Source organism: Streptomyces sp. NBC_01775, from assembly GCF_035917675.1.
Taxonomy (GTDB): Bacteria; Actinomycetota; Actinomycetes; order Streptomycetales; family Streptomycetaceae; genus Streptomyces.
On the sequence record NZ_CP109104.1, the window covers coordinates 7,545,776 to 7,570,162 of the forward strand.

General features: G+C 71.0%; 20 protein-coding genes and 1 pseudogene. 13 read left to right on the forward strand and 8 right to left on the reverse strand.

Annotated features, from left to right (window positions below; genetic code table 11):
- Positions 1 to 5 precede the first annotated feature (5 nt).
- Complete coding sequence (gene der / locus OHB04_RS33535) at positions 6 to 1,481, forward strand: ribosome biogenesis GTPase Der (protein WP_326691389.1); 1,476 nt, start codon at positions 6 to 8, stop codon at positions 1,479 to 1,481.
- A 42-nt stretch (positions 1,482 to 1,523) separates the two neighbouring features.
- On the opposite strand, the gene OHB04_RS33540 is transcribed toward der, so the two are convergent.
- Together OHB04_RS33540 and OHB04_RS33545 are read right to left on the reverse strand one after the other, a co-directional pair.
- Positions 1,524 to 1,784 carry a hypothetical protein gene (locus OHB04_RS33540; protein WP_405807267.1) on the reverse strand — a complete coding sequence of 87 codons (261 nt, stop codon included), beginning with the start codon at positions 1,782 to 1,784 and terminating at the stop codon, positions 1,524 to 1,526.
- Positions 1,785 to 1,988: 204 nt separating this feature from the next.
- Complete coding sequence (locus OHB04_RS33545; RefSeq protein ID WP_326693044.1) at positions 1,989 to 2,855, reverse strand: hypothetical protein; 867 nt, start codon at positions 2,853 to 2,855, stop codon at positions 1,989 to 1,991.
- 456 nt (positions 2,856 to 3,311) lie between these two features.
- On the opposite strand from OHB04_RS33545, the gene OHB04_RS33550 reads away from it, so the two are divergent.
- The 5 genes and pseudogenes from OHB04_RS33550 to OHB04_RS33570 all read left to right on the forward strand — a co-directional run bounded on the left by OHB04_RS33550 (position 3,312) and on the right by OHB04_RS33570 (position 8,883).
- Entirely contained in the window at positions 3,312 to 3,941 is a 630-nt protein-coding gene (locus OHB04_RS33550; RefSeq protein ID WP_326691391.1) for a LysM peptidoglycan-binding domain-containing protein, read from the forward strand.
- Positions 3,942 to 4,292: 351 nt separating this feature from the next.
- Positions 4,293 to 5,284 (forward strand): annotated as a pseudogene (locus OHB04_RS33555) (ABC transporter substrate-binding protein); the annotation flags it as partial.
- A gap of 207 nt (positions 5,285 to 5,491) precedes the next feature.
- A complete protein-coding gene (locus tag OHB04_RS33560) occupies positions 5,492 to 6,745 on the forward strand; it encodes a glycosyltransferase family 4 protein (protein WP_326691392.1) in 1,254 nt (417 codons plus the stop codon).
- The gene (locus OHB04_RS33565; protein ID WP_326808919.1) at positions 6,742 to 7,851 is read left to right on the forward strand and encodes a hypothetical protein; all 1,110 of its coding nucleotides are present in this window, start codon (positions 6,742 to 6,744) and stop codon (positions 7,849 to 7,851) included. Before OHB04_RS33560 ends, OHB04_RS33565 begins: the two co-directional genes overlap by 4 nt.
- Positions 7,852 to 7,881: 30 nt before the next feature.
- Positions 7,882 to 8,883 carry a helix-turn-helix transcriptional regulator gene (locus OHB04_RS33570; protein ID WP_326691394.1) on the forward strand — a complete coding sequence of 334 codons (1,002 nt, stop codon included), beginning with the start codon at positions 7,882 to 7,884 and terminating at the stop codon, positions 8,881 to 8,883.
- On the opposite strand, the gene ctaD is transcribed toward OHB04_RS33570, so the two are convergent.
- The gene (gene ctaD / locus OHB04_RS33575) at positions 8,801 to 10,528 is read right to left on the reverse strand and encodes an aa3-type cytochrome oxidase subunit I (protein WP_326691395.1); all 1,728 of its coding nucleotides are present in this window, start codon (positions 10,526 to 10,528) and stop codon (positions 8,801 to 8,803) included. The two genes, OHB04_RS33570 and ctaD, sit on opposite strands and share 83 nt — an antisense overlap.
- A gap of 509 nt (positions 10,529 to 11,037) precedes the next feature.
- Between ctaD and OHB04_RS33580 the strand changes: the two genes are divergently transcribed.
- Complete coding sequence (locus tag OHB04_RS33580) at positions 11,038 to 11,253, forward strand: hypothetical protein (protein WP_326691396.1); 216 nt, start codon at positions 11,038 to 11,040, stop codon at positions 11,251 to 11,253.
- A 149-nt stretch (positions 11,254 to 11,402) separates the two neighbouring features.
- On the opposite strand, the gene OHB04_RS33585 is transcribed toward OHB04_RS33580, so the two are convergent.
- Both OHB04_RS33585 and OHB04_RS33590 read right to left on the reverse strand, forming a co-directional pair.
- Complete coding sequence (locus OHB04_RS33585; RefSeq protein WP_326691397.1) at positions 11,403 to 12,362, reverse strand: phosphatase PAP2 family protein; 960 nt, start codon at positions 12,360 to 12,362, stop codon at positions 11,403 to 11,405.
- 230 nt (positions 12,363 to 12,592) lie between these two features.
- Entirely contained in the window at positions 12,593 to 13,744 is a 1,152-nt protein-coding gene (locus OHB04_RS33590; protein WP_326808920.1) for a glycosyltransferase family 39 protein, read from the reverse strand.
- A 272-nt stretch (positions 13,745 to 14,016) separates the two neighbouring features.
- Here OHB04_RS33590 and OHB04_RS33595 point away from each other — a divergent pair, with 272 nt between their 5' ends.
- Positions 14,017 to 15,684 carry an MFS transporter gene (locus tag OHB04_RS33595; protein ID WP_326691399.1) on the forward strand — a complete coding sequence of 556 codons (1,668 nt, stop codon included), beginning with the start codon at positions 14,017 to 14,019 and terminating at the stop codon, positions 15,682 to 15,684.
- Between the two features lie 46 nt (positions 15,685 to 15,730).
- Entirely contained in the window at positions 15,731 to 16,924 is a 1,194-nt protein-coding gene (locus OHB04_RS33600; protein WP_326808921.1) for an acyl-CoA dehydrogenase family protein, read from the forward strand.
- Between the two features lie 57 nt (positions 16,925 to 16,981).
- Here the strand turns inward: OHB04_RS33600 and OHB04_RS33605 are convergent, their stop codons facing one another.
- Complete coding sequence (locus tag OHB04_RS33605) at positions 16,982 to 17,443, reverse strand: cell division protein SepF (protein WP_326691401.1); 462 nt, start codon at positions 17,441 to 17,443, stop codon at positions 16,982 to 16,984.
- Positions 17,444 to 17,993: 550 nt separating this feature from the next.
- Between OHB04_RS33605 and OHB04_RS33610 the strand changes: the two genes are divergently transcribed.
- The 3 genes from OHB04_RS33610 (at position 17,994) to OHB04_RS33620 (ending at position 21,412) form a co-directional block, all read left to right on the forward strand.
- Positions 17,994 to 18,911 carry a S1 family peptidase gene (locus OHB04_RS33610; protein WP_326691402.1) on the forward strand — a complete coding sequence of 306 codons (918 nt, stop codon included), beginning with the start codon at positions 17,994 to 17,996 and terminating at the stop codon, positions 18,909 to 18,911.
- A gap of 200 nt (positions 18,912 to 19,111) precedes the next feature.
- Positions 19,112 to 19,978: a slipin family protein gene (locus OHB04_RS33615; RefSeq protein WP_326808922.1), complete on the forward strand. Its 867-nt coding sequence runs from the start codon at positions 19,112 to 19,114 to the stop codon at positions 19,976 to 19,978.
- A 363-nt stretch (positions 19,979 to 20,341) separates the two neighbouring features.
- Positions 20,342 to 21,412, forward strand: coding sequence for a S1 family peptidase (locus OHB04_RS33620; protein WP_326691404.1), 1,071 nt, complete (start codon positions 20,342 to 20,344; stop codon positions 21,410 to 21,412).
- Between the two features lie 126 nt (positions 21,413 to 21,538).
- Here the strand turns inward: OHB04_RS33620 and OHB04_RS33625 are convergent, their stop codons facing one another.
- Positions 21,539 to 22,567 carry an aspartate-semialdehyde dehydrogenase gene (locus OHB04_RS33625; protein WP_326691405.1) on the reverse strand — a complete coding sequence of 343 codons (1,029 nt, stop codon included), beginning with the start codon at positions 22,565 to 22,567 and terminating at the stop codon, positions 21,539 to 21,541.
- Between the two features lie 136 nt (positions 22,568 to 22,703).
- Positions 22,704 to 23,429 carry a TetR family transcriptional regulator gene (locus tag OHB04_RS33630; protein ID WP_326691406.1) on the reverse strand — a complete coding sequence of 242 codons (726 nt, stop codon included), beginning with the start codon at positions 23,427 to 23,429 and terminating at the stop codon, positions 22,704 to 22,706.
- A 127-nt stretch (positions 23,430 to 23,556) separates the two neighbouring features.
- Here OHB04_RS33630 and OHB04_RS33635 point away from each other — a divergent pair, with 127 nt between their 5' ends.
- Complete coding sequence (locus OHB04_RS33635) at positions 23,557 to 24,351, forward strand: SDR family NAD(P)-dependent oxidoreductase (RefSeq protein ID WP_326691407.1); 795 nt, start codon at positions 23,557 to 23,559, stop codon at positions 24,349 to 24,351.
- The last annotated feature ends 36 nt before the right edge of the window (positions 24,352 to 24,387 follow it).

A 24,387-nucleotide genomic window follows, 5' to 3' on the forward strand; every position in this document is an offset into this window, starting at 1 on the left:
ACGTCATGAACGACCAGATGCACCCCGCCGACGACGGCCACGAGCACGGGCACGGTGAGCTGGGTGACGCCGAGTTCGCCGAGTTCATGGAGCTGGCGGCGGAAGAAGGCTTCGACCCGGAGGACGTGGAGGGCGCGCTCGGCGAGGCCGGGCACGGGCCGCTGCCCGTCCTCGCGGTCGTCGGCCGCCCGAATGTCGGCAAGTCGACGCTGGTGAACCGCATCATCGGCCGCCGCGAAGCCGTTGTCGAGGACCGCCCCGGCGTCACCCGGGACCGGGTCACCTACGAGGCGGAGTGGGCGGGCCGCCGCTTCAAGCTGGTGGATACCGGGGGCTGGGAGCAGGACGTGCTCGGCATCGACGCGTCCGTCGCGGCACAGGCGGAGTTCGCCGTCGAGGCGGCCGACGCCGTCATCTTCGTCGTGGACGCCACCGTCGGCGCGACCGACACCGACGAGGCCGTCGTCAAGCTGTTGCGCCGCGCGGGCAAGCCCGTGGTGCTGTGCGCCAACAAGGTCGACGGCCCCTCCGGCGAGGCCGACGCCACCTACTTGTGGGCGCTCGGCCTCGGCGAGCCGCACCCCGTCTCGGCGCTGCACGGGCGCGGCACCGGCGACATGCTGGACGAGGTCCTCAAGTCCCTCCCGGAGGCGCCGGAGCAGTCCTTCGGTGCCGTGCTGGGCGGTCCCCGCCGGGTCGCGCTCATCGGCCGCCCCAACGTCGGCAAGTCCTCGCTGCTGAACAAGGTGGCGGGCGAGGACCGCGTCGTGGTCGACGAGACGGCGGGCACCACCCGCGACCCGGTCGACGAGCTGATCGAACTCGGCGGCAAGACCTGGAAGTTCGTCGACACGGCGGGCATCAGGCGGCGCGTCCACATGACCGAGGGCGCCGACTACTACGCCTCGCTGCGCACGGCAGCCGCGCTGGAGAAGGCCGAGGTCGCGGTGGTGCTGGTCGACGTGAGCGAGTCGATCAGCGTTCAGGACCTGCGCATCATCACCATGGCCGTCGATTCGGGCCGCGCGGTGGTGCTGGCCTACAACAAGTGGGACACGCTGGATGAGGAGCGCCGCTTCTACCTGGAGCGGGAGATCGAGCGCGACCTCGTACAGGTGCGCTGGGCACCCCGGGTCAACGTCTCGGCGCGCACCGGGCGGCACATGGAGAAGCTGGTCCCCGCGATCGAAACCGCGCTGGCAGGCTGGGAGACGCGGGTGCCGACGGGGAAGCTGAACTCCTTCCTCGGCGAGATCGTCGCCTCGCACCCGCACCCGGTGAGGGGAGGCAAGCAGCCGCGCATCCTCTTCGGCACCCAGGCGGGCACCAAGCCGCCCCGGTTCGTGCTGTTCGCCTCGGGCTTCCTGGAGGCCGGATACCGCCGCTTCGTGGAGCGGCGGCTGCGCGAGGAGTTCGGCTTCGAGGGCACCCCGATCCAGATCTCGGTGCGGGTGCGGGAGAAGCGCGGACGCAAGAAGTAGGCGCCGAAGCGGGGCCCCGGCGGCGGCCGTTGCCCCGGCCCCTCAGTGGTGGCCGTTGCGCGGGGCCGGGGGGAGCGCGGGGACGTGCCAGGAAGAGGTGTGCCAGGAGGCCGCCGACGGCTCGTGGCCGCCCCAGGCGCCCGTCCCCGTGCCGTGCACCGTGCCGAACCCCTCGAAGCGCAGTTCCTCCTCGCCCGAACGGTCGCCGGGCAGGGCCTTGAAGAGCCTGCGCCACTCGGCGTAGAGGGAGTCGTAGATGGGGGTGCCCGAGCCGTCGGGCGAGGCACCTCGCGGGGGCCGCATACCGGGGATCTGGCCCTGGTTGAGGTGGATGTTCTGGGCGCGGAGAGGTTCGTAAGGCTGCACGACTGCCCAACGAACCGGCGGCGCGGCGGATGCGGCCCCGTGCGTCGAATGACCTGATCGCACAGTCCGCCGCGCGTTCGCGAAGTGGCCCCTGTGTGCCGCCCCGCCGCCGGTCCGACGTCGCTTCGGGGCCGGTGCGGCTCAGGTGCCGGCGAGCGGCATCGCGGCGGCCACCAGCACGCCACGGGTCGCCGCCTTCTCCAGCGCCTCGCGCAGCAGGTCCTCGCGGGGCTGCTGGCCGATGGAGCCGGCGGGCGCCGCGTAGACCATCACCGTGTGGCTCTTGGCCGCCGCCATGCGATAGCCGTCGGTGACCGCGAGCGGCTGGTGCGCCTGCCACCACGCGACGGGCTGCCCGCCGGGTCCGGGCGGGGGCTGGAGGATGGCGTGGAGCTGTCCCATGGCGAGCAGCACCGACCAGCCGGCGACCGGCGAGGGGCGGCGCGCGACATCCGTGACGGGCATGAAGCCCTGCTCGATCAGCAGCGGCAGGAAGTCGTCACCGGGCCCCTCGGAGCCGGGGCGCGCGATCGGGCCCGTGGGCTCGACGACGATGGCCGGGTACAGGGAGTCCTGGATGAGGACCTGGCCGCAGGTGACGCCCAGGACCGCCTGACGCGGCCCGGATTCGGCCGTGGCGGGCGCGGGGGACGCGGCCGGTGCGGGGGGTGCGATCGGAGTGGCCGGCGCCAGGGACGGGGCGGCGGAGGGGGCGGGAACCTGTGCGGCTCCGTTCGCTTCGTTTGCCGCGATGGTGCGTACGGCCCCCTGGAGCTGGTCCTCGGAGACGGTCACCACCTGGGAGGGGATGCAGGTGGCGTGGGCGAAGGCGAGGACGGCCGTCTCCTCGCCGACGAACAGCACGGTGCTGGTCCGCTCCTGGCTGGTGTGGCCCGGGGTGCGGCACGAGGTGCAGTCGTAGTTTCCCGGGGCGTTCTCTCCGGCGAGCAGCCTGTCGGCTTCTGCTTCACCGATCTCGGCGCGTACGGCGTCGCTGACATCGAGCATGGGGGACACGGAGGCTCCTGGCTTTCGGTTCCTGTTCGTGTGGACAACGGGCGATCTGTGGTGACGGTCACGCGTCCGTGGCCGCGAGGTCCCCGGGTCGGACGCATGCGGTCACCTGACAGGCCGAACAGCTCACGCTCCGTCAACAAATGGAGGGGGCACGCGAGTTCGACCGGTGACGCCGGTCACAGATCCCGGCGGAGCCGGGGAGGTACTGCCCTGTTTGGGCTGCTATGTGGGGTGTCCTGAAGTCGCCGTTATAGCGAGTAACCGGCAACTGGCCTGGAACGACAAGGATCCGGTTGAAAGTCGGGCGAGAGCCTCCATACATTCCTCGCGGTGCACCGAGCACCACCTGGGACAGGCGGATCAGAGTGCGGGCGCCAGATGTGCCAACGCCGTCATCCGCTCGGGGGAGAACAACGGGGGTTCCTGGGTTCGTGGAGAGGGTTTCCTTTGTCCAAACGTCGTACAGCAGCGGTGCTCGCGGGTGCCGGTATCGCCGCCCCGTTCGCGCTGCTCGCCGCCACCGCCCCTACGGCCTCGGCGGCGCCGAACGACGGAGTGTGGGACCGCATCGCCCAGTGCGAGAGCGGTGGGAACTGGCAGATCAACACCGGCAACGGCTACTACGGCGGGCTCCAGTTCTCCGCCGGCACCTGGCGGGCACACGGCGGCGGGGCGTACGCGCCGACCGCCGACGAGGCCAGCAAGGCGCAGCAGATCGCCGTCGCCACCAAGGTGCAGCGGGCACAGGGCTGGGGAGCGTGGCCGAACTGCTCGGCCAAGGCCGGAGCTTCCGGCACCCCGCCGAAGGCCGGCGCCGCACCCGCCCCGCAGCAGGCGCAGCCCAAGCCACAGGCCAAGCCGAAGGCCGCGCAGCCGAAGACCGACGAGCGGGCCGCCACGCGCGCCAACCGTGGCTCCGAGCGCGGCTCCGGCAACTACACCGTCAAGGCCGGTGACACCCTCGGCTCGATCGCGAAGGCGCACCACAAGAGCTGGCGCGCCCTCTACTCCGCGAACCAGAGCCTCGTCGGGGGCGACCCGGACCTCATCATGCCCGGACAGCGTCTTCACGTCTGACCCGTGAACCCATGGGTCTGCGAGCCCGTGGGTCTGCGAGTTCGTGAATCCGCGAGTTCGTGAGTCCGCGAACCCGCGAGGCATCAGCGGCCCCGTCAGGTCACAGCGCCTGGCGGGGCCGTCGCCGTTCGCCCGCTTCACCGCTGAAGACCACCGCACCCCTGCCCGGCTCGTAGACCGCCGTGGTGGCCCCGTCGGGCGGCGGGGTGGGCGCGGGCAGCCGCTGCTCCTGCCCGCCAGTGTGCGGGTCCGTCGCGAGGGCGCGGGCCAGCTCAAGACGGCGCAGCGTGGCCGTGTCCAGCCCGGCGACGGGCTTCGCCGAGGTGCTCCAGCTCGAACAGGCGCAGCGCCGGGGCCCGCGCCTACTTCGACCGGCTCAACGCCCGGGGCGGCCTCAACGGCCGCAAGGTGGAGGTCGTCACCTGTGACGACGGCGGCAGCGGCGTGGGCAGCAAGGAGTGTGTACAGCGGCTGCTGGACAAGGACCCAGCGAAGCGGGTGTTCGCGCTCGTCGCCGGAGCCTCGCTGGATTACGCGGGCGCCAAGCGGGTCTCCGAGGCGGGGGTGCGGGACATCGGCGGCCGGCCCGTCGGTCCCGCGTACGACACCTATCCGCATCTGTACGGCATCTACGGCAGTCTCGCGCCGCGCGACGGACGGCGGCCCGGCTGGGGCGGGAAGGTGCACGGCGGCACCGAGGTCTACCGCTGTTTCAAGCGGGAGCAGGGGGCGAGCAAGGCCGCCGTCGTCTCCTACGACCAGTCCGCTTCGACGGGTTACGCCAGGCTTGTCACGCGGGGCCTGAAGGAGGAGGGTTATGACGTGATCGAGGAGCAGGGCGACTTCGCGCTGCCGAACTTCCGCGCCGTCGCCGCCGATCTGCGCGCGCAGAAGGTCGATCTCGTCACCTTCGACGCCATGGAAACCCACGGCAACGCGCAGTTGTGCGAGGCGATCGACGGGGCCCGGGGTGCGGCTGACCGCCAAGGTCACCAACAGGAAGGCGATGAAGCGCACGGAAGCCGGCCGCGAGCGGCTCTCCCCGCGGCAGTTCGAAGGGTGGGCCGCGGCGATGTGGTTCAGCGACGCGGCGAAATCGTGCGGCGACCGGCTCACCCGTCCGTGTGTGGAGCGCTTCATGGAGAGGGGCAGGCCCTATGCGACGCGCGGACTGCTGCTTCCCGTGACCTTCGGGCACCGTGCCCGACCGCCGAAGGAGCGGCGCACCTGTCTGTCCGTCGCGCGCTGGCGGGACGGCAAGGGCCGGCAGGGGCCGACAGGGGCAGAGTCGCGACATGACGGACACCTGCTTCACCGTGCCGCAAATCGGCTACCGCCCCTGAGCGCGCCACCGGAGGCCAGAGGCAGGCGAGGACGAGTCGGAAGTAGGAAAAATTCCCAACTCTCCATCACAATAGCGAAACCGTTCGGGCACGTTTCTGAAATAAGATGCTCCGTCCATCCAACCCTTGCGTGCTGAAATCCGTCTAGGAAGGTGACAGGCGGACAGAGGGGGACTGACCGCGAGGTTTTCGTGGGACTCGGGGAAAATGCACATTTCGTTCTTACTCCACAATGGGTACGCCATCGGGGGAACGGTGCGTACTACTTATAACCTCGCCCGGAGCCTCGCGGAACACCACGAGGTCGAGGTGGTATCGGTGTTCCGCAGCCGGGACCGGCCGGTGTTCGATCCGGGGCCGGGGGTGAGGCTCCGGCACCTCGTGGACGTCCGCGACGTGCGTGCCGAGGCCGGAGAGGGCGGCGAGCACACACGGCCCGCCGAGATCTTCCCGCCGGAGGACGGGAAGTACCCGATGTACAGCGCGCTGACCGACCGCCTCATCGGGGAACACCTGGGCAGCACCGAGGCCGACATCGTCATCGGCACCCGCCCCGGCCTCAACACCCATATCGCGCGCCAGACCCGCCGCGGACCGGTCCGCATGGGTCAGGAGCACCTCACACTCGCCACCCACTCCCGTCGGCTCAAGCTCGTGCTGCGCAGCGCCTATCCCCGCCTCGACGCGCTGACCACCGTCACCGAGGCCGACGCCGCCGACTACCGCAACAGGCTGCGGCTGCCGGGCGTACGGATAGAGGCCGTACCCAACAGCGTGCCCGAGCCCGGCGTCACCCCGTCCGACGGCAGCAGCAAATGGGTCGTCGCCGCCGGCCGTCTCGCCCCGGCCAAGCGCTACGACGTGCTCATCCGCTCCTTCGCGAAGGTGGTGGCCGAGCGCCCCGACTGGCGGCTGCGGATATACGGCGGCGGACGCGAGCGGCCCGTCCTGCGCGCCCTCATCAACGAACTCGGCCTCTACAACCACGTCTTCCTCATGGGACCCACGCACCCCATCGAGCCCGAGTGGGCCAAGGGCTCCATCGCCGCCGTCACTTCCAGCCTGGAGTCGTTCGGCATGACCATCGTCGAGGCCATGCGCTGCGGGCTGCCCGTCGTGGCCACCGACTGCCCGCACGGGCCCGGCGAGATCATCCGCTCCGGAGTGGACGGCCGCCTGGTGCCCACGGGCGACGAGAGTGCCGTCGCCGAGGCGCTGCTGGGCCTCATCAACGACGACGGAATGCGCCGGCGCATGGGCCGGGCGGCCCTGACCGACGCCGCGCGCTTCGACCCCTCGCGGGTGGGAGCGCGCTACGAATCCCTGATGCGGGAGCTGACCGGCCGCGGTACCCGCGGCCTGCACCGCACGCGCGGCTCGCTCCTCAGCGGAGCCTATGCCGTCAAGGACGCCCTCAGGGACACGGCTCACGGGGCGCTTCAGGGAGGACGCACAGCATGAACGGCAGCACCACCGAGACCGTCCCGACCGCGGGGCCCGCGCGACCCCTCACCGGGCCCGGCACAGTGCCGGGGACACGTAGGACCAGGGACGGCGCCCGGCCCGCGACCCCCGGCGAACCCGTGCGCCGCAGGCAGCAGGGGCAGCGCGGCCCCACCGCAGACTGCACGGCCGACATAGCGGGCGGCCTCACCTTCGACGTCCGATTGCCCGCGAGCGTCGCAGACAAGGATCCCGGCCTGCTGCTGCGCCGCCGTCCGGGCCCCTCGGGGGAGATCGAGGAGGTGCGGCTGCCCCTGATGCCCCTGGAGAACGCGGCGGACACGGCGGCCGGGACGGACGCCACAGCCACGACGGACGCCACGGCCACCCCCGGCACCGGCGACGACCTCGTCCTGCGTGCCGCGCTGCCCAGCACCATGCAGCTCACCGAAGGCCGCTGGAACGTCTTCCTCGCGCTGGAGGGCCAGGGGCCGCGGCGGCTGTCGCCAGGTGTCAACGACCTGCGCTCGCTGGTCGACCGCACACCGAGCGAGGGCCGCACCTGGCTCGGAGTGCGCATCCCCTACTCCACCGAGCACGGCAACCTCAGCGTCCGCTCCTGGCTGCGCTGGCCGCACGCCGAGGCCGGATCGCTGCGGGTCATGGACGGCGGGCTGGCGCTGCGCGGGCGTCTCTACGGTGCCGAGGTCACCCCGACGGCACGGCTGGAGGCGTGGCCGCGCAGGGGCGAGGACCCTCCCGTACCGGCGGAAGTCGCCTCCGACGGGGAGGACTTCACCGCCGTGCTGCCCTACTCGCCGCTGGCGGAGCACCAGCTGTGGGATCTGTGGCTGCGGCCCGCCGCAGGTGCGAAGGCCGTGCGGGTGGCCCGCATCCTGGACGACATCCCGGACAAGAAGCGGATCTTCACCTTCCCCGCCTGCTCCCTCACCCCGCCCCCGGAAGGAGAACAGGCCGCCACGGCGGACGGCACCACGGCCGACAGCACCTCGGCGGACGGCGAGCAGCCCGAAGTCCCCGAGCCGCGCAGGGGGGCGGTGACCGCGAAGCCGTACTACACCCTCAACAACGACCTCGCTGTAAGGGTCGACCGAGGACACTAGCTGTCCGCGAGGGCTGCGAGACTCGACCGCATGCTGGAGACCTCGGCGCGGCTGCTACGGCTGCTCTCACTGTTGCAGACCCACCGCGACTGGTCGGGAGGCGCTCTCGCGGACCGGCTCGGCGTCAGCCCGCGCACCGTGCGCAGGGACGTCGACCGGCTGCGCGAGCTGGGCTACCCCGTTCACTCCACGAGCGGGACGGCGGGCGGCTACCAGCTCGGCGCCGGAGCCGAACTGCCGCCGCTGCTGCTGGACGACGAGGAGGCGGTGGCCGTCGCCGTCGGGCTGCGCGGCGCGGCCGGCGGCGCGATCGAGGGCATAGCCGAGTCCTCGGCCCGCGCCCTCGCCAAGCTCGAACAGGTGCTGCCGCACCGGCTGCGCCGCCGGGTTGGCGCGCTCACCGAGTACACGGTGCCGATGCAACGCGAATACCGCGGCCCGGGGGTCGGCGCCGAGGTCCTCACCGAGCTGGCGCACGCCTGCCGCGACCACGAGCGGCTCCGCTTCGAGTACGAGGCCCACGGCGGCGCCTCCTCCCGCCGCCGCGTCGAGCCGCACCGGCTGGTGACCACCCACCGCCGCTGGTACCTGGTCGGCTGGGACCTGGACCGCGAGGACTGGCGCACCTTCCGGGCCGACCGGATCACCCTCACCCCGCCGCACGGCCCGCGCTTCACCCCGCGCACCCCGCCCGCCGAGGACCTGGCCGCCTGGGTGTCCGAGGGGGTCTCCAACCGGGTCTACCCCGCCCGGGCCACCGTGCTGCTGCACACCCCCATGGAGCGGGCCGCCGAGTACATCTCGCTCTCCAGCGGCACCCTGGAGGCCGTCGACGAGCACACCTGTCTGCTGCGGTCCGGCGCGCCCTCGCTGGAGGGGATCCTCGTGCATGTGCTGATGCTCGGCGTCGAGTTCGAGGTGCGCGAGCCCGAGGAGCTGACCGAGTACGTCAGCCGGCTGCGGGACCGGCTGGCCCGCTCTGTGGAGCGGGCTCGGAACGGGCCCTCTCCAGCTGGTTCTCCAACGTCGTGACGATCTCCGGGTGGTGCAGGTCGAAGGCGGGGGACTCGGAGCGGATGCGCGGCATGGTCACGAAGTTGTGGCGCGGCGGCGGGGACGAGGTAGCCCACTCCAGCGACCGCCCGTAGCCCCACGGGTCCTCCAGCTCGATCCGCTTGCCGTACTTGTGGGTCTTCCACACGTTGTAGAGGAACGGCAGCGTGGACATGCCCAGCAGGAAGGCGCCGATGGAGGAGAGGGTGTTCAGCGCGGTGAACCCGTCGGCCGCCAGGTAGTCCGCGTACCGCCGGGGCATGCCCTCCACGCCCAGCCAGTGCTGCACCAGGAAGGTGAGGTGGAAGCCGGTGAACAGCGTCCAGAAGTGGATCTTCCCGAGCCGCTCGTCGAGCATCTTCCCCGTGAACTTGGGCCACCAGAAGTAGAAGCCTGCGAACGTCGCGAACACGACGGTGCCGAAGACCACGTAGTGGAAGTGCGCCACCACGAAGTACGAGTCCGTCACGTGGAAGTCCAGCGGCGGCGCGGCGAGCAGCACGCCGGTCAGACCGCCGAACAGGAAGCTGACCAGGAAGCCGACCGACCACAGCATGGGGGTCTCGAAGGAGACCGAGCCGTGCCACATCGTGCCGATCCAGTTGAAGAACTTCACTCCCGTGGGCACCGCGATCAGGAACGACATGAAGGCGAAGAACGGCAGCAGCACGGCACCCGTGGCGAACATGTGGTGCGCCCACACCACCACGGACAGCCCGGTGATGGCCATCGTGGCGCCGACGAGCATCACATAGCCGAAGATCGGCTTCCGGGAGAAGACGGGGATGATCTCGGTGATGATGCCGAAGAACGGCAGCGCGATGATGTAGACCTCCGGATGCCCGAAGAACCAGAACAGGTGCTGCCACAGCAGCGCGCCCCCGTTCTCCGGGGCGAAGACCATCGCCCCGAACCTGCGGTCCGCCTCCAGGCACAGCAGCGCCGCCGCCAGCACGGGGAAGGCGACCAGCACGAGGATCGAGGTGAACAGGGTGTTCCAGGTGAAGACCGGCAGCCGGAACATCGTCATGCCCGGGGCGCGCATCCCGATGATGGTCGTCAGGAAGTTCACGGAGCCCAGGATCGTCCCGAAGCCCGCCAGGGCCAGCCCCATGATCCACAGGTCCGCGCCCACCCCGGGGGAGCGCGTCAGGGAGTTGAGCGGCGCGTAGGCGAACCAGCCGAAGGAGGCCGGCCCGGTCGGCACGAGCAAGGAGCCCAGCACGATCAGCCCGCCGAAGAGGAACAGCCAGTACGACAGCATGTTGAGCCGGGGGAAGGCCACATCGGGCGAGCCGATCTGAAGCGGCATGATCTCGTTGGCGAAGCCCGCGAACGTCGGCGTGGCGAAGAGCAGCAGCATGATCGTGCCGTGCATCGTGAACGCCTGGTTGAACTCCTCGTTCGTCATCAACTGAAGCCCCGGGCGGGCCAGTTCGGCGCGCATCAGCAGCGCCAGCACCCCGCCGACCAGGAAGAAGGCGAAGGAGGTGATGAGGTAGAGGTGGCCGATCTTCTTGTGGTCGGTGGTCGTCAGCCAGTCCACCATCAGCGCCCCGGGGCGGCGTACGCGCGGGGCGGCGCCGCCTCCCTCCTCCGTCACCTGGGCGGTGTCCGTCGCCATGCTGCCCCCTCGCTTCCGTCCATACGGCGATGCGTCCGGGCGCTGCGTCAGGCCGTGCCTGCCGTCCGGGCACAGGCCATGATGCGGCAGGGCACGGGTGGGCGCGAGGGTGCGCGCCGATGACTTTCAGCCCTCTGGTGCACGGGAGGGCGCGGGCAGCCCGCCCCGCGACCACCGTCCGGCGTCGGCTCTTCCGTGGGCGCGGCTCCTGGCAGGCGCCGTACGCGGAAGGGGAATTGGGCGGCGGCGAGCAGTTCTTCAGCAGCTCTTCCGACTGTCTTAAGGTGTCCTTGGGGCGCCGTTCCGGAATTTGTGCCTCGGGTGGTCGTCCCGCTATTTCCAGGTCGTAATCCGGAATGCGGAGCCGGTGAAATTACTGCTGGGGAACAGCCACGTACGAGTGACGCGTGCAACGCCGGATCGTGCACCGAGCGTTGTGACACAAGCGTGACTCGGCCGCAGACAGGCCAAGACTTCCGGCCGTCACTCCCCGCGCCTACGGTGGCCGCATGGCACCCGAAACACCGGACCCTCAACTGTCCGACGACGACCCTGAGACCTACGTGGGCATGAGCCCCCAGGACGCCGAACGGCGTGCCCGGGAGCAAGGCTGGACCACCGTGCGTCAACTGGCGCCGGACGCGCTCGTCACCATGGAGTACCTCTCCGGGCGGATCAACCTCGCGGTCCAGGACGAGCAGGTGGTGCGCTGCTGGAAGGGCTGAACTCCGCTGCTGGAAGACCGAACTCCAGTGCCCGCTGAGCCCGCAGCGGGCGGGACAGGTGGGACCGGGTGAGGAAGGGCTGTGCGTACCGGCTTCCTCGCCCGGACGTCACCGGTGCCGTCGTGGCTCCAAAGCCGCGGCGGTCGCGGTCAGTAGCGCCGCGAGGAGGCCCAGGGGCTGCCCGAGGAGGACGAGGAGCCCCCGCGTCCGGCGCCCGCCCCCACGGTGTCCGCGGCGCGTGCCTCCTCGGTGCTGCGCGGCACCGGCGTACGCGCACCCGTGGCGGTCTCCTGCGCGGGAACGGTGCGCGGGGTGACCAGGGCCTGCCGTGCCGTGACGGGCGGCGCCGGCGCCTGCTTGGGGGCCAGCGGGGACCCGGCGGTGAGGAACCGTTCACGCAGCGCGAAGATCAGCGCCTCCGCACGGGCGATGGCCGGCTCGCACCAGGGCAGACCCAGCAGGATCAGCAGCCCGGCGGCCCAGCCCAGCAGCACATCGCTGACCCAGTGCGTACCGAGATAGACGGTGGTGGCGCCGACACCGAGCGCGAAGACGGCGCCGACGACGGACAGCCATCGCCGGGCGAGCGGCGTCGTGGCCAGATAGGCGAGGATTCCCCAGGTCACCACGCCGTTGGCGGTGTGGCCCGAAGGGAATATATCGCCGCCGGCGAAGAGTTCGGGCGAGCCGATGGAGGTCGCGTAGTGTGGCCCGAGGCGCCCCAGGCCGATCTTGACGGCACCGACCGTCGTGTTGAGCAGCAGCAGCGAGAAGCCCAGCGCGAGCAGCGGGCGCAGCGTGCGCTGCCGCCAGGAGCGCCAGCCCAGCCATGCGGCCACCAGCACAGCCGTCGGCCCGCGTTGTCCCAGCACCACGAAGGCGTCCAGGAACCCGTGGATCTCGGGCCACTGCTTGTACGGGCGGAAGAGCATGACCTGCCAGTCGAGCTGGACGAGCCAGGTCGAGCCCAGAACCGCGACCACGATGGCCACATAGAAGGCGACCGTGGTGCTGAACAGACCCAGCCGGATCCGGCTCATCCGCGGGGCCGGGCCGCAGGGGCGGTGAGGCTCCTGCTCCAGCCTGGAGAAGATTCGGTCGGTACGCACTCAATCGAGATTACCGCGCGTGAAGAGTGCCTTCGGCGATGGCGGGCTCTTCGTGATGCCGATGTGATGTGCAAAAGTGCCCCGCACTCGCTTAGGTGAAGTTTATGTCGGGTCGATTCGGCGGCTCCTTCATTGCCGGGAAGTGACTGCGAAGCGACTTCGGTCACACGGCCGTTGAGGAGCATTTCCGCATTTCCCCTGCCGGCCTGGTGTTTTCACCGGGCAACGGCTCACGGCGGCCCCGAGCCGTGCAGCCACCACGCGCCGTACGCGGCCGACAACACCGCGATCCGGCCCAGCAGCAGCGCCGCCCGCGAGGGCCGCCACCGCGCCAGCGCCGCGGCAAGCGGCAGCAGCAGCGGGAAGGCGGGCATCAACAGCCGTGGCTTGGACCCGAAGTAGCCCTTGGCGCACAGTGCGAGCACCAGCACGATGCCCGCGTACACCAGCAGCGGCAGGGGCTGCCGCTGTCGTACGCACAGCACGTACAGCCAGATCACCAGCGCCACGCCGGCTATCAGGCCGAGGCCGCCGATGACCGTTCCTGTCAGGTTTTTCCCGATGAATCCGAGAAACGCCCAGCCCCCGTCGAAGCCGTTTCCCCACTGCCCCTGAATGTCCAGATATCCAGTGACACTGCCGGTCCGGACTCCCACCCATACGAAGTACCCGAACCAGCCCAGCGGTGCCAGTGCCAGCCCCAGCGTCATCCGCACCGTCGGCCGGCGCCGCTCCCGCCACAGGCCCGCCAGCGCCGCGATCCACACCGCGGCCACCACGGCGGCGCCCACCGGACGGGTCAGCCCCGCCAGTGCCGCCAGCGTCCCGGCCCACACCCAGCGGCCCGTCAACACCGCGTACAGCGACCAGGCGGCCAGCGCGGTGAACAGTGACTCGCTGTAGGCCATCGACTGCACGATGCCGACCGGCAGCGCCGCCCACAGCACGGCCAGACAGATTCCGGCGGACCGCCCGTACAGCCGCTCCCCGGTCAAGTAGAGCGCCCACGCGGTGGCCAGCGAGGAGATCCAGCTCACCAGCATCCCGGCGTCGGCGGGAGAGAGCGGCGAGATCTCCGCGAACAGTCGCTCCAGGCCCGGGAGCAGCGGAAAGAACGCCAGGTCCGAGTGCACCCCGCCGTCCGGCAGCCTGACCTCGTAGCCGTACCAGCCGTCGGCGACCCGCGTGTACCAGAGGGAATCCCAGCGCCGCGTCAGCAGCTGGTGCGCGCTCTCGACCGACGTGCCCCAGGCCGCCAGCACCAGCAGGCCCAGCAGCCGCACCCCCGCGAACGCCAGCAGCGCGGGCGCGGCGCGGCGCGGGGCGCCCGCGCGGGTGCCGGTATCGGCGTGGGGGGAGCCGGAGGCGGCGAGGTCGGTCATCCGGAGATTATTGGCCACCGCTTCCCGCCTCCCGATACCGGGGCGAAGCACCGCCGTCTACGCAGTCATAGCCGCGCGCATCCCGGGCATACGAACGCCGGGACGTCCGTCCGTTGGACGGGGGCACGATAGACGAACGCGTCGGCTCGCGTACGCTAACGGCCACTCGCCCCTCTGCAACGGGCCGAAAATCGACCGGCCGCCCGGTCTCCTGGTGGCCTTGCCCACTCCCCGAACGGCCCGCGGGTGCGAGAGCAAGAGGAGGTGCGTACATGACCGGGACGACCACGGCCGCATCGCGAGAGGCGGCGGACGTCCCCGGGCACGGAGCGGACCCGCGCCATGCGGGCGGGAGCGCCAACCGCTGGACCGTGCTCGTCGTCCTCTGCTCGAGCCTGTTCCTGGTGGCCGTCGACGCCACCGTGCTGCACGTCGCCGTGCCCGCCGTGTCCGAGGACCTGCGGCCCGGCTCGGCCCAGCTGCTGTGGATCGTCGACGCCTACCCGCTCATGTGTGCCTCGCTGCTCATCCTCTTCGGCACCCTCGGCGACCGGGTGGGCCGCCGCCGGGTGCTGCTGTTCGGGTACGCGCTCTTCGCCGTGGCCTCCGGCGTGGCCGCCTACGCGCAGTCCGCCGGCGTACTGATCGGGGCTCGTGCGCTGCTCGGCGTCGGCGGCGCCATGATCATGCCGGCGACGCTGTCGATACTGCGGCAGGTCTTCCCCGACCGCCGCGAGCGCGCGCTGGCCGTCGGCATCTGGAGCGCGGTGGCGGCGGTGGGCGCCGCTGTCGGCCCGCTGGTGGGCGGGCTGCTGCTGGAGCACTTCTGGTGGGGCTCGGTCTTCCTGATCAACATTCCGCTGATGGCCGCCGGCCTGCCGCTGGGCCGCTGGCTGCTGCCCGAGTCCGTCAGCGGGGGCGAGGGCCCCTGGGACGTGCTCGGCGCGGTCCTGGCAGCCGCCGGACTGTGCGGGGCGATCTTCGGGGTCAAGCGCGCCGGCGGCGGCGAGCTGTACTCGGCGGGCACCTGGCTGCCGCTGCTGGCCGGTGCCGCCCTGCTGGTGGTGTTCGTACGCCGCCAGCGCAGGCGCCCCCACCCGCTGATCGACTTCGGCACCCTGACCCGCGCCGCCTTCGGTACCTCGGTCGGCTGCATCGTGCTGACGGTGCTGGCGCTGGTCGGTCTCGCGCTGATCGCCGCGCAGTACCTCCAGCTCGTGCTGGGGCTCTCCCCGCTCCAGACCGGGATGCGGCTGCTGCCGCTGTCCGTCGCCGCCATCGCCGCAGGCCTCGTCGGCTCCCGGCTGCTGGCCCTGCTGGGGCCGCGCACGATGGTGGCGCTCGGCTTCCTGGTCACGGCCGTGGCCGTGCTGTGCCTGACGGGACTGGACGAGCAGGACAGGCCGGGCCTCCTCATCGGCGGCTTCGTGCTGCTGGGCTTCGGCCTGGAGACCACCTTGTTCGGCTGCTACGAGTCGATGCTGAGCGAGGCACCCCCCGAGCAGTCGGGCGGTGCCGCCGCCGTCGGCGAGACCGCCTACCAGCTCGGCGCCGGCATGGGCATCGCCCTGCTCGGCAGCGTCATGAACGCCGCCTACGGACCGGGCGTGCGCGGCGTCGCGGGCCATTCCGGGGTGTCGGACGCGGCCAGCGCCGACGCCAGCAACTCGCTGGGCGAGGCGTACGAGGTCGCCGCCCACTTGGACGGCCCGGCCGGCCACGCGCTGCGGGAGGCGGCCCGCGCCTCCTTCGTCTCCGGACTGCATGTGACGCTGCTGGTCAGCGCGGGCTTGCTGCTGCTCGGCGCGGTGGCGGCGCTGCGGCTGCCCCGCCACATGGAAGGCACCCAGGGGCGCGGCGACGAAGAGTGCTCCGGCGGGCCGAAGGAGCAGGACAGCGGCACGGGGAGCCTCTTGTCGAGGGGCATTACCCGGTCGTAGCGTCAGGCGCGTATCCGTGATCGTTCCACCGCCGGAGGCGCCTGCCATGAGCCCGACGTCAGCGAAGTCAGCGTTCGACGCGCACGACCCGCTGGGGATCGACGACCTGCTCAGCGACGAGGACCGTGCCGTGCGCGAGACCGTGCGCTCCTGGGCCGCCGACCGCGTCCTGCCCGGTATCGCCGACTGGTACGAGCGCGGCGAGCTGCCCGGCGTCCGCGAGCTGGCCCGCGAGCTGGGCGGCATCGGCGCGCTGGGGATGCAGCTCTCCGGCTACGGCTGCGCGGGCGCCAGCGCCGTGCAGTACGGGCTGGCCTGTCTGGAGCTGGAGGCCGCCGACTCGGGCATCCGCTCCCTGGTCTCGGTGCAGGGCTCCCTGGCGATGTACGCCATCCACCGCTTCGGCAGCGAGGAGCAAAAGAGCACCTGGCTGCCCCGGATGGCCTCCGGCGAGGTCATCGGCTGCTTCGGCCTGACCGAGCCGGACCACGGCTCGGACCCCGGCGGGATGCGCACCTACGCCAAACGCGAGGGCTCGGACTGGGTGCTGACGGGCCGCAAGATGTGGATCACCAACGGCTCGGTCGCGGGGGTGGCCGTGGTGTGGGCCCGCACCGACGACGGCATCCGCGGCTTCGTCGTCCCCACCGACAGCCCCGGCTTCTCGGCGCCGGAGATCCGGCACAAGTGGTCGCTGCGCGCCTCGGTCACCAGCGAGCTGGTCCTGGACGAGGTGCGGCTGCCGGCCGACGCGGTGTTGCCGGAAGGCGGCGGGCTGCGCGGCCCGCTCAGCTGTCTGAGCCACGCCCGCTACGGCATCGTGTGGGGCTCTATGGGCGCTGCCCGCTCCTGCTTCGAGGCCGCGCTCGGCTACGCGAAGGAGCGCGAGCAGTTCGGCAGGCCGCTGGCGGGCTTCCAGCTCACCCAGGCGAAGCTCGCGGACATGGCCGTCGAGCTGCACAAGGGCGTGCTGCTGGCCCACCACCTGGGGACGCGGATGGACGCGGGACGGCTGCGGCCCGAGCAGGTCAGCTTCGGGAAGCTCAACAACACCCGCGAGGCGATCGAGATCTGCCGCACGGCCCGTACGATCCTGGGCGCCAACGGGATCTCGCTCGAATACCCCGTGATGCGGCACGCGACCAACCTGGAGTCCGTGCTCACCTATGAGGGCACGGTCGAGATGCACCAATTGGTGCTCGGCAAGGCCCTGACGGGCCACGATGCCTTCCGGGGCTGACCCTTCGGCCCCCCGGAGCAGCGGAGGGTGTGGGGCACGGCGCCCCACACCCTCGCGCTAACTCTGGTTGAAGAAGCCGCCAGGGTCGCGGCGGTCCTCGTTGCTGACGATCTTGTAGTCGTTGGGAGTGAGCAGGAAGACGCGGGTCGCCACTCGTTCGATGGACCCCCGCAGTCCGAAGGTCAGCCCCGCGGCGAAGTCGACGACGCGCTTGGCGTCGGCGGACTCCATCGCCGTGAGGTTGACGATGACCGGAACGCCGTCCCGGAACAGCTCACCGATGCCCCGGGCATCCCGGAAGCAGTCCGGGGTGACCGTCGCGATCTTGGTCCCCTGATCCTGTGCCGTTTCCGCCGTGACGCGGACTCTGGGGTCCGTCACCCACGACTCACGGGCGGCGTCTGAGGGCTCCGGCCCTTCGGACGGCCCGTCTTCCGGCCCGTCGGCGTAGTCGTAGTAACGCATCTCGCTGTCGTCGACGAGGCCCAGCCAGGCACTCGCCTTGCGCACCGATCCCATGGACGCCTCCTCTCCTCGCGCGGGTCCCACTTGTTCTCAGCTCTCCGCCGCGGGTCCGCAACCCCTATGGTCGTCCATGATGCTGATGATGCGCCAAGCGGATACCCATCCCGCACGGTATTCGTGACGTTTCTGGTGCAGAACATGTGGCGCTCGATCAGGAATCTTGCCCTGTGCGGCGGGTGACGGAGCGCAAGATGAGGCGTATTGCCCCGTTCCCGCCGGATGGGTGGCCTTCAGGGACATCCGAGTGAGGGATCGCCTCACGCTCTACACCCGTCCGTTGGGAGCATTCCGGACACTCGCGGATTGACCGGTATGACTTCCGGCACACGCGAGGGGAACAGTGGAAGAACTTCCGGGGCGGTCCTGAGAGGGCGAAGCCGGGAGCCGCGGGGCGCAAGACGCGGCTGTGACAACTGAGGCTCCCCCGGCGGGATCTGGACCCTAGGAGTCCGAAAGCGGGCCTTGCGATTCCGGAAAATCACTGTGAATACTCCATGCAGCGTTTGTCAGGAGCACGCTTGATTTTCCCTGATCGGGAGGAAAAGTGACGTTCAAGCGCACTACAGCCAGCGACACCTCGGCACGCCGCAGACGTAACCGGCTGATCGCCGTCGCGTCCGGCATGGCGGCGGCCGGGGCGCTCATGGTGCCCGCGACGGCGTCCGCCGAAGCTCCGTCTCCCCACACCTACACCGCGAGCCAGCTCGGCGACGCAAGCGACGCCGTGCGCTCGGCCGACGTGGCAGGCACCGCCTGGCACGTCGACAAGAAGAGCAACAGGCTGGTCGTGACCGCGGACAGCCGCGTCTCGAAGTCCGAACTGACCAGCATCAAGCGCGAAGCGGGCAGCAGTGCGGGAGCGCTGGACATCGAGCGCACCAAGGGCACGTTCAAGAAATTGCTGTCGGGCGGCGACCCGATCTACGCGCAGGCAGGCTGGCGCTGCTCGGTGGGCTTCAACGTCCGCAGCGGCAGCACCTACTACTTCCTGACCGCCGGTCACTGCACCGACGGCGCGGGCAACTGGTACACCAACTCCGGGCTCACCACCCTCATCGGCCCCACGGCCGGCTCCAGCTTCCCGGGCAACGACTACGGCTTGGTGCGCTACAGCAACTCCGCCATCGCCCATCCGGGAACGGTCGGCAACGTCGAGATCACCGGCGCGGGCAACGCCTCCGTCGGCCAGACGGTCACCCGGCGCGGCAGCACCACCGGCACCCACAGCGGACAGGTCACCGCGCTCAACGCGACCGTCAACTACGGCGGCGGCGACATCGTCAACGGGCTGATCCGCACCACCGTCTGCGCCGAGCCCGGCGACAGCGGCGGGCCCCTCTACTCCGGCAGCACCGCACTGGGCCTGACCTCGGGCGGCAGCGGCAACTGCTCCAGCGGAGGCACGACCTTCTTCCAGCCGGTCCCCGAAGCGCTCAGCGCCTACGGCGTCAGCATCTACTGACCCTGACGCGTACTTCGGCACCACCCGTACTGCTTGCCCGCGCACGTCCCACGGCGTGCGCGGGCAGGCGCGCAGCGGGTCTCGACCGGGTGACCTGTCCCGGTTACGGTGAGGGATACCTCTCTACTGCATTCCCCCGGAAATCTCCCTGAACATCCCGGGGTTCGCCCCCGCGCCGCGTGCGTCGGCAGGAGGCCGTCATGGTCGTGGAGCTGGTGGCGACAGGACTCTCCCTGGGGGCGCTCTACGTCCTCGCGGCGGCGCGTGTGGTCCGGCAGTACGAACGCGGCCTGGTCTTCCGGCTCGGCCGGCTGCGGCCCGAGGTCAAGAGTCCGGGGTTCACGATGATCCTGCCGGGGGTCGACCGCCTCCAGAAGGTCAGCATGCAGATCATCACGGCGCCGGTGCCCGGCCAGGAGGGCATCACCCGCGACAACGTCACGGTGCGGGTGGATGCCGTGGTCTACTTCCGCGTCGTCGATCCGGCGCAGGCGATCGTGCACGTGGAGGACTACCGCTTCGCGGTGAGTCAGATGGCCCAGACCTCGCTGCGCTCCATCATCGGCAAGAGCGAGCTGGACGACCTGCTCTCCAGCCGCGAGAAGCTCAACCAGGGCCTGGAGCTGATGACCGACAGCCCCGCCGTCGAGTGGGGCGTGACCGTGGACCGTGTCGAGATCAAGGACGTCTCGCTGCCGGAGACGATGAAGCGCTCGATGGCCCGTCAGGCGGAGGCCCAGCGCGACCGCAGAGCCCGGATCATCAACGCCGACGCGGAACTGGAAGCCTCCAAGAAGCTCGCCGAGGCGGCCGAGCAGATGGCGGACACCCCCGCCGCGCTCCAGCTGAGGCTGTTGCAGACGGTGGCCTCGGTGGCGACGGAGAAGAACTCCACGCTGGTACTGCCCTTCCCCGTCGAGCTGCTCCGCTTCCTGGAGGGCCCGCGCGAGGAGCGGCCGGCCGCGCGCGTCCGCGGTCCCGCCCGTGGAGAGCTCCGCGCCGGGCGGAGCCGCGCCGGAGGCCCCCGCGCCGGGCGGAGCCGCGCCGGACACGTCCGCGGCGCGTGAGCGGGAGCGTGCGGTGGAAGGGAAAGCTTCCGTCGAACTGCCTGATTTGCCGCCGGAATCTGGCCGCTGAGGAGCGATTACCAGACAGGACTAATCCTTACGGCGGGAACACGCGACGTCGCTACGCGTGTCCGTATGGTGGGACGACGTGCGAGAGGACGGGACGTTCGGCCCCTTGACCCCGCTCCCGAACTTCCGGTCGGGTGACGCGATCTGAGTCTTGTGAGTCAACCGGCGCGCTCGCAATACTCGGCGGCGAGTTGGCATGGACGCGACGGCCTCGTGGGTAAGAGGCCCGTGTCCGTACTTCCTCCTGGACCGCCCCATCCTCGGGCGGCCCAACCCCCCACTGGAGGTTCTCAGTTGTCACACCGTCGGATATCCAAGCGGCGCGTCATCATCGCCGGCGCCGGAGTCGCCGCACTCGCCGCCGGCACGCTCACGGTCACGACCGCCAACGCCTCGCCTGACACCCCCGCCCTCAAGAGCCTGTCGCAGTCCTCGGCTTCACAGCTCGCCTCGAAGCTCACCTCGGACCTCAAGGGCGACGCGGGCGCCTACTACGACGCCAAGGCCAAGAAGCTCGTCGTGAACGTCACCGACAGCGACGCCAAGAAGAAGGTCGAGGCCGCCGGCGCCCAGGCCAGAGTCGTCAAGCACTCGCTGGCCCAGCTGGACTCGGTCAAGGACACCCTGACCAAGAAGAACGTCACGGGCACCGCCCGCGCGGTCGACGTCAAGACCAACAAGGTCGTCATCACCGCCGACAAGACGGTCAAGGGCGAGAAGCTCGCCCAGCTCAAGCGGCAGATCAAGGAGCAGGGCGGCAAGGCGGAACTCAAGCGCACCAACGGCAAGTTCACCACCAAGATCGCCGGTGGCGACGCCATCTGGGGCGACGGAGGCCGCTGCTCGCTCGGCTTCAACGTCACCGTGGGCGGCAAGGCCGGCTTCCTGACCGCGGGGCACTGCACCACGGCGATCTCCGCGTGGTCCGACAGCCAGGGCGGCGAGCCCATCGCCGAGAGCGGCGACGGCAAGTTCCCCGGCAACGACTACGGCATCGCCATGTACACCGGCGACACCGACCACCCGAGCGAGGTCAACCTCTACGACGGCGGCACACAGGCCATCTCCGGCGCCGCCGACGCCGAGGTCGGCCAGAAGGTCACCCGCAGCGGCAGCACCACCCAGGTGCACGACGGCTCGGTCAAGGCCGTGGACGCCTCCGTCACCTACCCGGAGGGCACCGTCGACGGGCTGATCCAGACCGACGTCTGCGCCGAGCCCGGTGACAGCGGCGGCTCGCTCTTCGCGGGCGACAAGGCGGTGGGCCTCACCTCCGGCGGCAGCGGTGACTGTTCCTCGGGTGGCGAGACCTACTTCCAGCCGGTGCCGGCCGCGCTGGACGCGTTGGGCGCCGAGATCGGCTGAGTCCGCACCATGTGAGGCCGGCAGCGGGTCCACCCGTGAGGTGGGCCCCACAACCCCCACAGCGGAACCCCCCGGACGGTGTCCGGGGGGTTCCGTGGGTTTCGTGCCCCGGAGGGGGAGTGGGTATCAGCTCTTCTCGGCCGCCACCAGCTCCGCGATCTGTACGGCGTTCAGTGCCGCGCCCTTGCGGAGGTTGTCGTTCGACAGGAACAGCGACAGGCCGTTCTCCACCGTCTCGTCGCTGCGGATCCGGCCCACGTAGCTGGAGTCCTTGCCCGCCGCCTGGAGCGGGGTGGGGATCTCCGAGAGCGCGACACCCGGCGCCGAGGCCAGCAGGCGGGCCGCCCGCTCGGGGTCGAGGGGGCGCGCGAAGCGGGCGTTGATCTGGAGCGAGTGACCGGTGAAGACGGGCACGCGGACGCAGGTGCCGGAGACCTTCAGCTCGGGGACGGCCAGGATCTTGCGGCTCTCGTTGCGGAGCTTGTGCTCCTCGTCCGTCTCGCCCAGCCCGTCCTCGACGATCGAGCCGGCCAGCGGCAGGACGTTGAAGGCGATCGGCCGCTTGAACTTGTCGGGCGCCGGGAAGTCGACGGCCTCGCCGTCGAACGTCAGCCGTGTCGCGTCGCCCTCGACCGCCTTGCGTGCCTGGCCGTCCAGTTCGGCGACGCCGGCCAGGCCGCTGCCGGAGACCGCCTGGTACGTCGAGACGACCAGCGCCACCAGCCCCGCCTCGTCGTGCAGCGGGCGCAGCACCGGCATGGCCGCCATGGTGGTGCAGTTGGGGTTGGCGATGATGCCCTTGGGGCGCCGGAGGGCCGCCTCGGGGTTCACCTCGGAGACCACGAGCGGTACGTCCGGGTCCATGCGCCAGGCCGAGGAGTTGTCGATGACGACGGGCCCCTGGGCCGCGACGCTCTCGGCGATCGCCTTCGAGGTCGCGCCGCCGGCGGAGAACAGGACGATGTCCAGGCCCGAGTAGTCGGCCGTCGCCGCGTCCTCGACCGTGACGTCACCGCCCTTCCACGGGATCGTCCGACCGGCCGAGCGCGCCGAGGCGAACAGCCGCAGCTCGTCGACCGGGAAATCCCGCTCCGCCAAGATCTCGCGCATCACGCTGCCGACCTGGCCCGTGGCTCCGACGATCCCGATCTTCATGGGGCTCCTTCTGCTGATCGCGCGGCCCGGTCCTTGTCCGGCCGCGCTGGTCTGTGCTTGTCCCGTTTGGCCCCTACCCTGCCCCCAGCCGGGTACGGGGCACCAATCCTTTGATTTGGGTCACAGCCGGGGTGGGTCAGGGCTTCGGGGGCCGTGCGGAGTGGTCCCCCTGGGCGCGGGGCGTACGCAGGCCCGCTGTCAGCCCTCGCAGACAGCGTACGGCGAGCGCCGCCGGACCCCGCTCGGGGTCGTCGGGGGGCACCTCGTCCGTGGCCCAGGTCTCCATCGCGATCCGCATCGCCGTGTTGGCGGCAGCCGCCGTCAGCCGCAGGTCGAGGGGGTCGGTGCCCTCGCGCGCCAGCCTCGTCAGTACCGGGACCAGCGCCTCCTCGGTCTCCGCGTGCACCCGCAGCCACACCGAGCGCAGGGCGGGATCGCCCGGCACGGCGCGCAGCAGGCCCCGGGTGCTGAGGAGGGCCTCGGCCTGGGCCGTCGCGTGCGGGCCGCCGGGGGTGAGCGCCGCGCGGACGGCGCGCTCCAGCGCCGCCTCGACGGACAGGTCGCCGGGCGCCGCCGCGAGGTCGGCGAGCCACTGGCGCACCCCGCCGGTCAGCAGCGGGGTGACGGCTTCCTCCTTGGTGCGGAAGTAGCGGTAGAAGGTGCGCAGGGAGATCCCGGCCGCCCGGGCGATGCCCTCGGCGGTGACACCGGCGGCGCCGCGCTCGGAGAACAGCTCGGCGGCATGCCGGGCGATCTCCCGCTCGGTCTCCGTCTTGCGGCGCTCGGTGAGGGAGGGGCGGGAGGACGGCCGGGAGAGGGGTCCGGACGAGGGGGAAGCGGAGGATGGGGACGCTGCGGCCATGGGGGAAGGGTACGTCGCGTCAGTGCGCGTGATGCACGCTGCGCCGTCCTGGCATGTTGTGCCAAGTGGGCGTACGGTGGCAAACCCGGGCCACGGGGCCCGGGTCCCCACAGAAACGGAGCCCCTCATGAACCGCTCCGAGACGGACCGCTCCGAGACGAATCGCTTCGAAGGGCGCAAGGTCCTCATCACCGGCGGTGGCTCCGGCATCGGCCAGGCCACCGTGGCGCGGATCCTGGCCGAGGGCGGCACGGTCGCGGCCGCCGACATCGTCGAGGCCGGGCTGGAGAAGACCCGCGCACAGGCGGCCGAGGCGGGCGCCGTGGCCCGGCTGTCCACGGTCACCGTCGACATATCCGACGAGGAGTCCGTACGGGAAGGCGTCGGCGGGGCTCTCGAAGGGCTCGGTGGTCTGGATGTCCTGGTCAACGCCGCCGGGATCCTGGACTCCAGGCACACCGAGACGATGACGCTGGAGTTCTGGAACCGGATCATCGGCGTCAACCTCACCGGTACCTTCCTGGTGACCCGGCAGGCCCTGCCCGCGCTGCTGGCCACCGGCCAGGGCGTGATCGTCAACTTCAGCTCGACCTCGGCGAGTTTCGCGCACCCCTACATGGCCGCCTACGCCGCGACCAAGGGTGGCATCCAGTCCTTCACCCACGCCATCGCCGCCGAGTACGGCAAGCGGGGGCTGCGCGCGGTCTGTGTCGCACCGGGCTCCATAGCCTCCGGCATGACCCGTGACCCCGGGCTGCCGGACGACGCCGACTTCAGCTTGTTCGGGAAGCTGACCCCCGTCCTCGGGAAGGGCTTCGCGGGCCCGGAGACCGTCGCGGGCGCCATCGCGATGCTCGCCTCCGACGACGGAGCCTTCATCACGGGCACCGAGCTGCGCATCGACGGTGGCACCCACATGTGAGGGCGGTGGACGGCGGGCCCCGCCGGGTGGTGTACG

Coding starts and splice junctions, on each gene's coding strand:
- der (WP_326691389.1), top strand. CDS start 6: ATGAACGACCAGATGCACCCCGCCGACGACGGCCACGAGCACGGGCAC.
- OHB04_RS33540 (WP_405807267.1), bottom strand. CDS start 1,784: ATGCGGCCCCCGCGAGGTGCCTCGCCCGACGGCTCGGGCACCCCCATC.
- OHB04_RS33545 (WP_326693044.1), bottom strand. CDS start 2,855: ATGCTCGATGTCAGCGACGCCGTACGCGCCGAGATCGGTGAAGCAGAA.
- OHB04_RS33560 (WP_326691392.1), top strand. CDS start 5,492: ATGCACATTTCGTTCTTACTCCACAATGGGTACGCCATCGGGGGAACG.
- OHB04_RS33565 (WP_326808919.1), top strand. CDS start 6,742: ATGAACGGCAGCACCACCGAGACCGTCCCGACCGCGGGGCCCGCGCGA.
- OHB04_RS33570 (WP_326691394.1), top strand. CDS start 7,882: ATGCTGGAGACCTCGGCGCGGCTGCTACGGCTGCTCTCACTGTTGCAG.
- ctaD (WP_326691395.1), bottom strand. CDS start 10,528: ATGGCGACGGACACCGCCCAGGTGACGGAGGAGGGAGGCGGCGCCGCC.
- OHB04_RS33580 (WP_326691396.1), top strand. CDS start 11,038: ATGGCACCCGAAACACCGGACCCTCAACTGTCCGACGACGACCCTGAG.
- OHB04_RS33590 (WP_326808920.1), bottom strand. CDS start 13,744: ATGACCGACCTCGCCGCCTCCGGCTCCCCCCACGCCGATACCGGCACC.
- OHB04_RS33595 (WP_326691399.1), top strand. CDS start 14,017: ATGACCGGGACGACCACGGCCGCATCGCGAGAGGCGGCGGACGTCCCC.
- OHB04_RS33600 (WP_326808921.1), top strand. CDS start 15,731: ATGAGCCCGACGTCAGCGAAGTCAGCGTTCGACGCGCACGACCCGCTG.
- OHB04_RS33605 (WP_326691401.1), bottom strand. CDS start 17,443: ATGGGATCGGTGCGCAAGGCGAGTGCCTGGCTGGGCCTCGTCGACGAC.
- OHB04_RS33615 (WP_326808922.1), top strand. CDS start 19,112: ATGGTCGTGGAGCTGGTGGCGACAGGACTCTCCCTGGGGGCGCTCTAC.
- OHB04_RS33625 (WP_326691405.1), bottom strand. CDS start 22,567: ATGAAGATCGGGATCGTCGGAGCCACGGGCCAGGTCGGCAGCGTGATG.
- OHB04_RS33630 (WP_326691406.1), bottom strand. CDS start 23,429: ATGGCCGCAGCGTCCCCATCCTCCGCTTCCCCCTCGTCCGGACCCCTC.
- OHB04_RS33635 (WP_326691407.1), top strand. CDS start 23,557: ATGAACCGCTCCGAGACGGACCGCTCCGAGACGAATCGCTTCGAAGGG.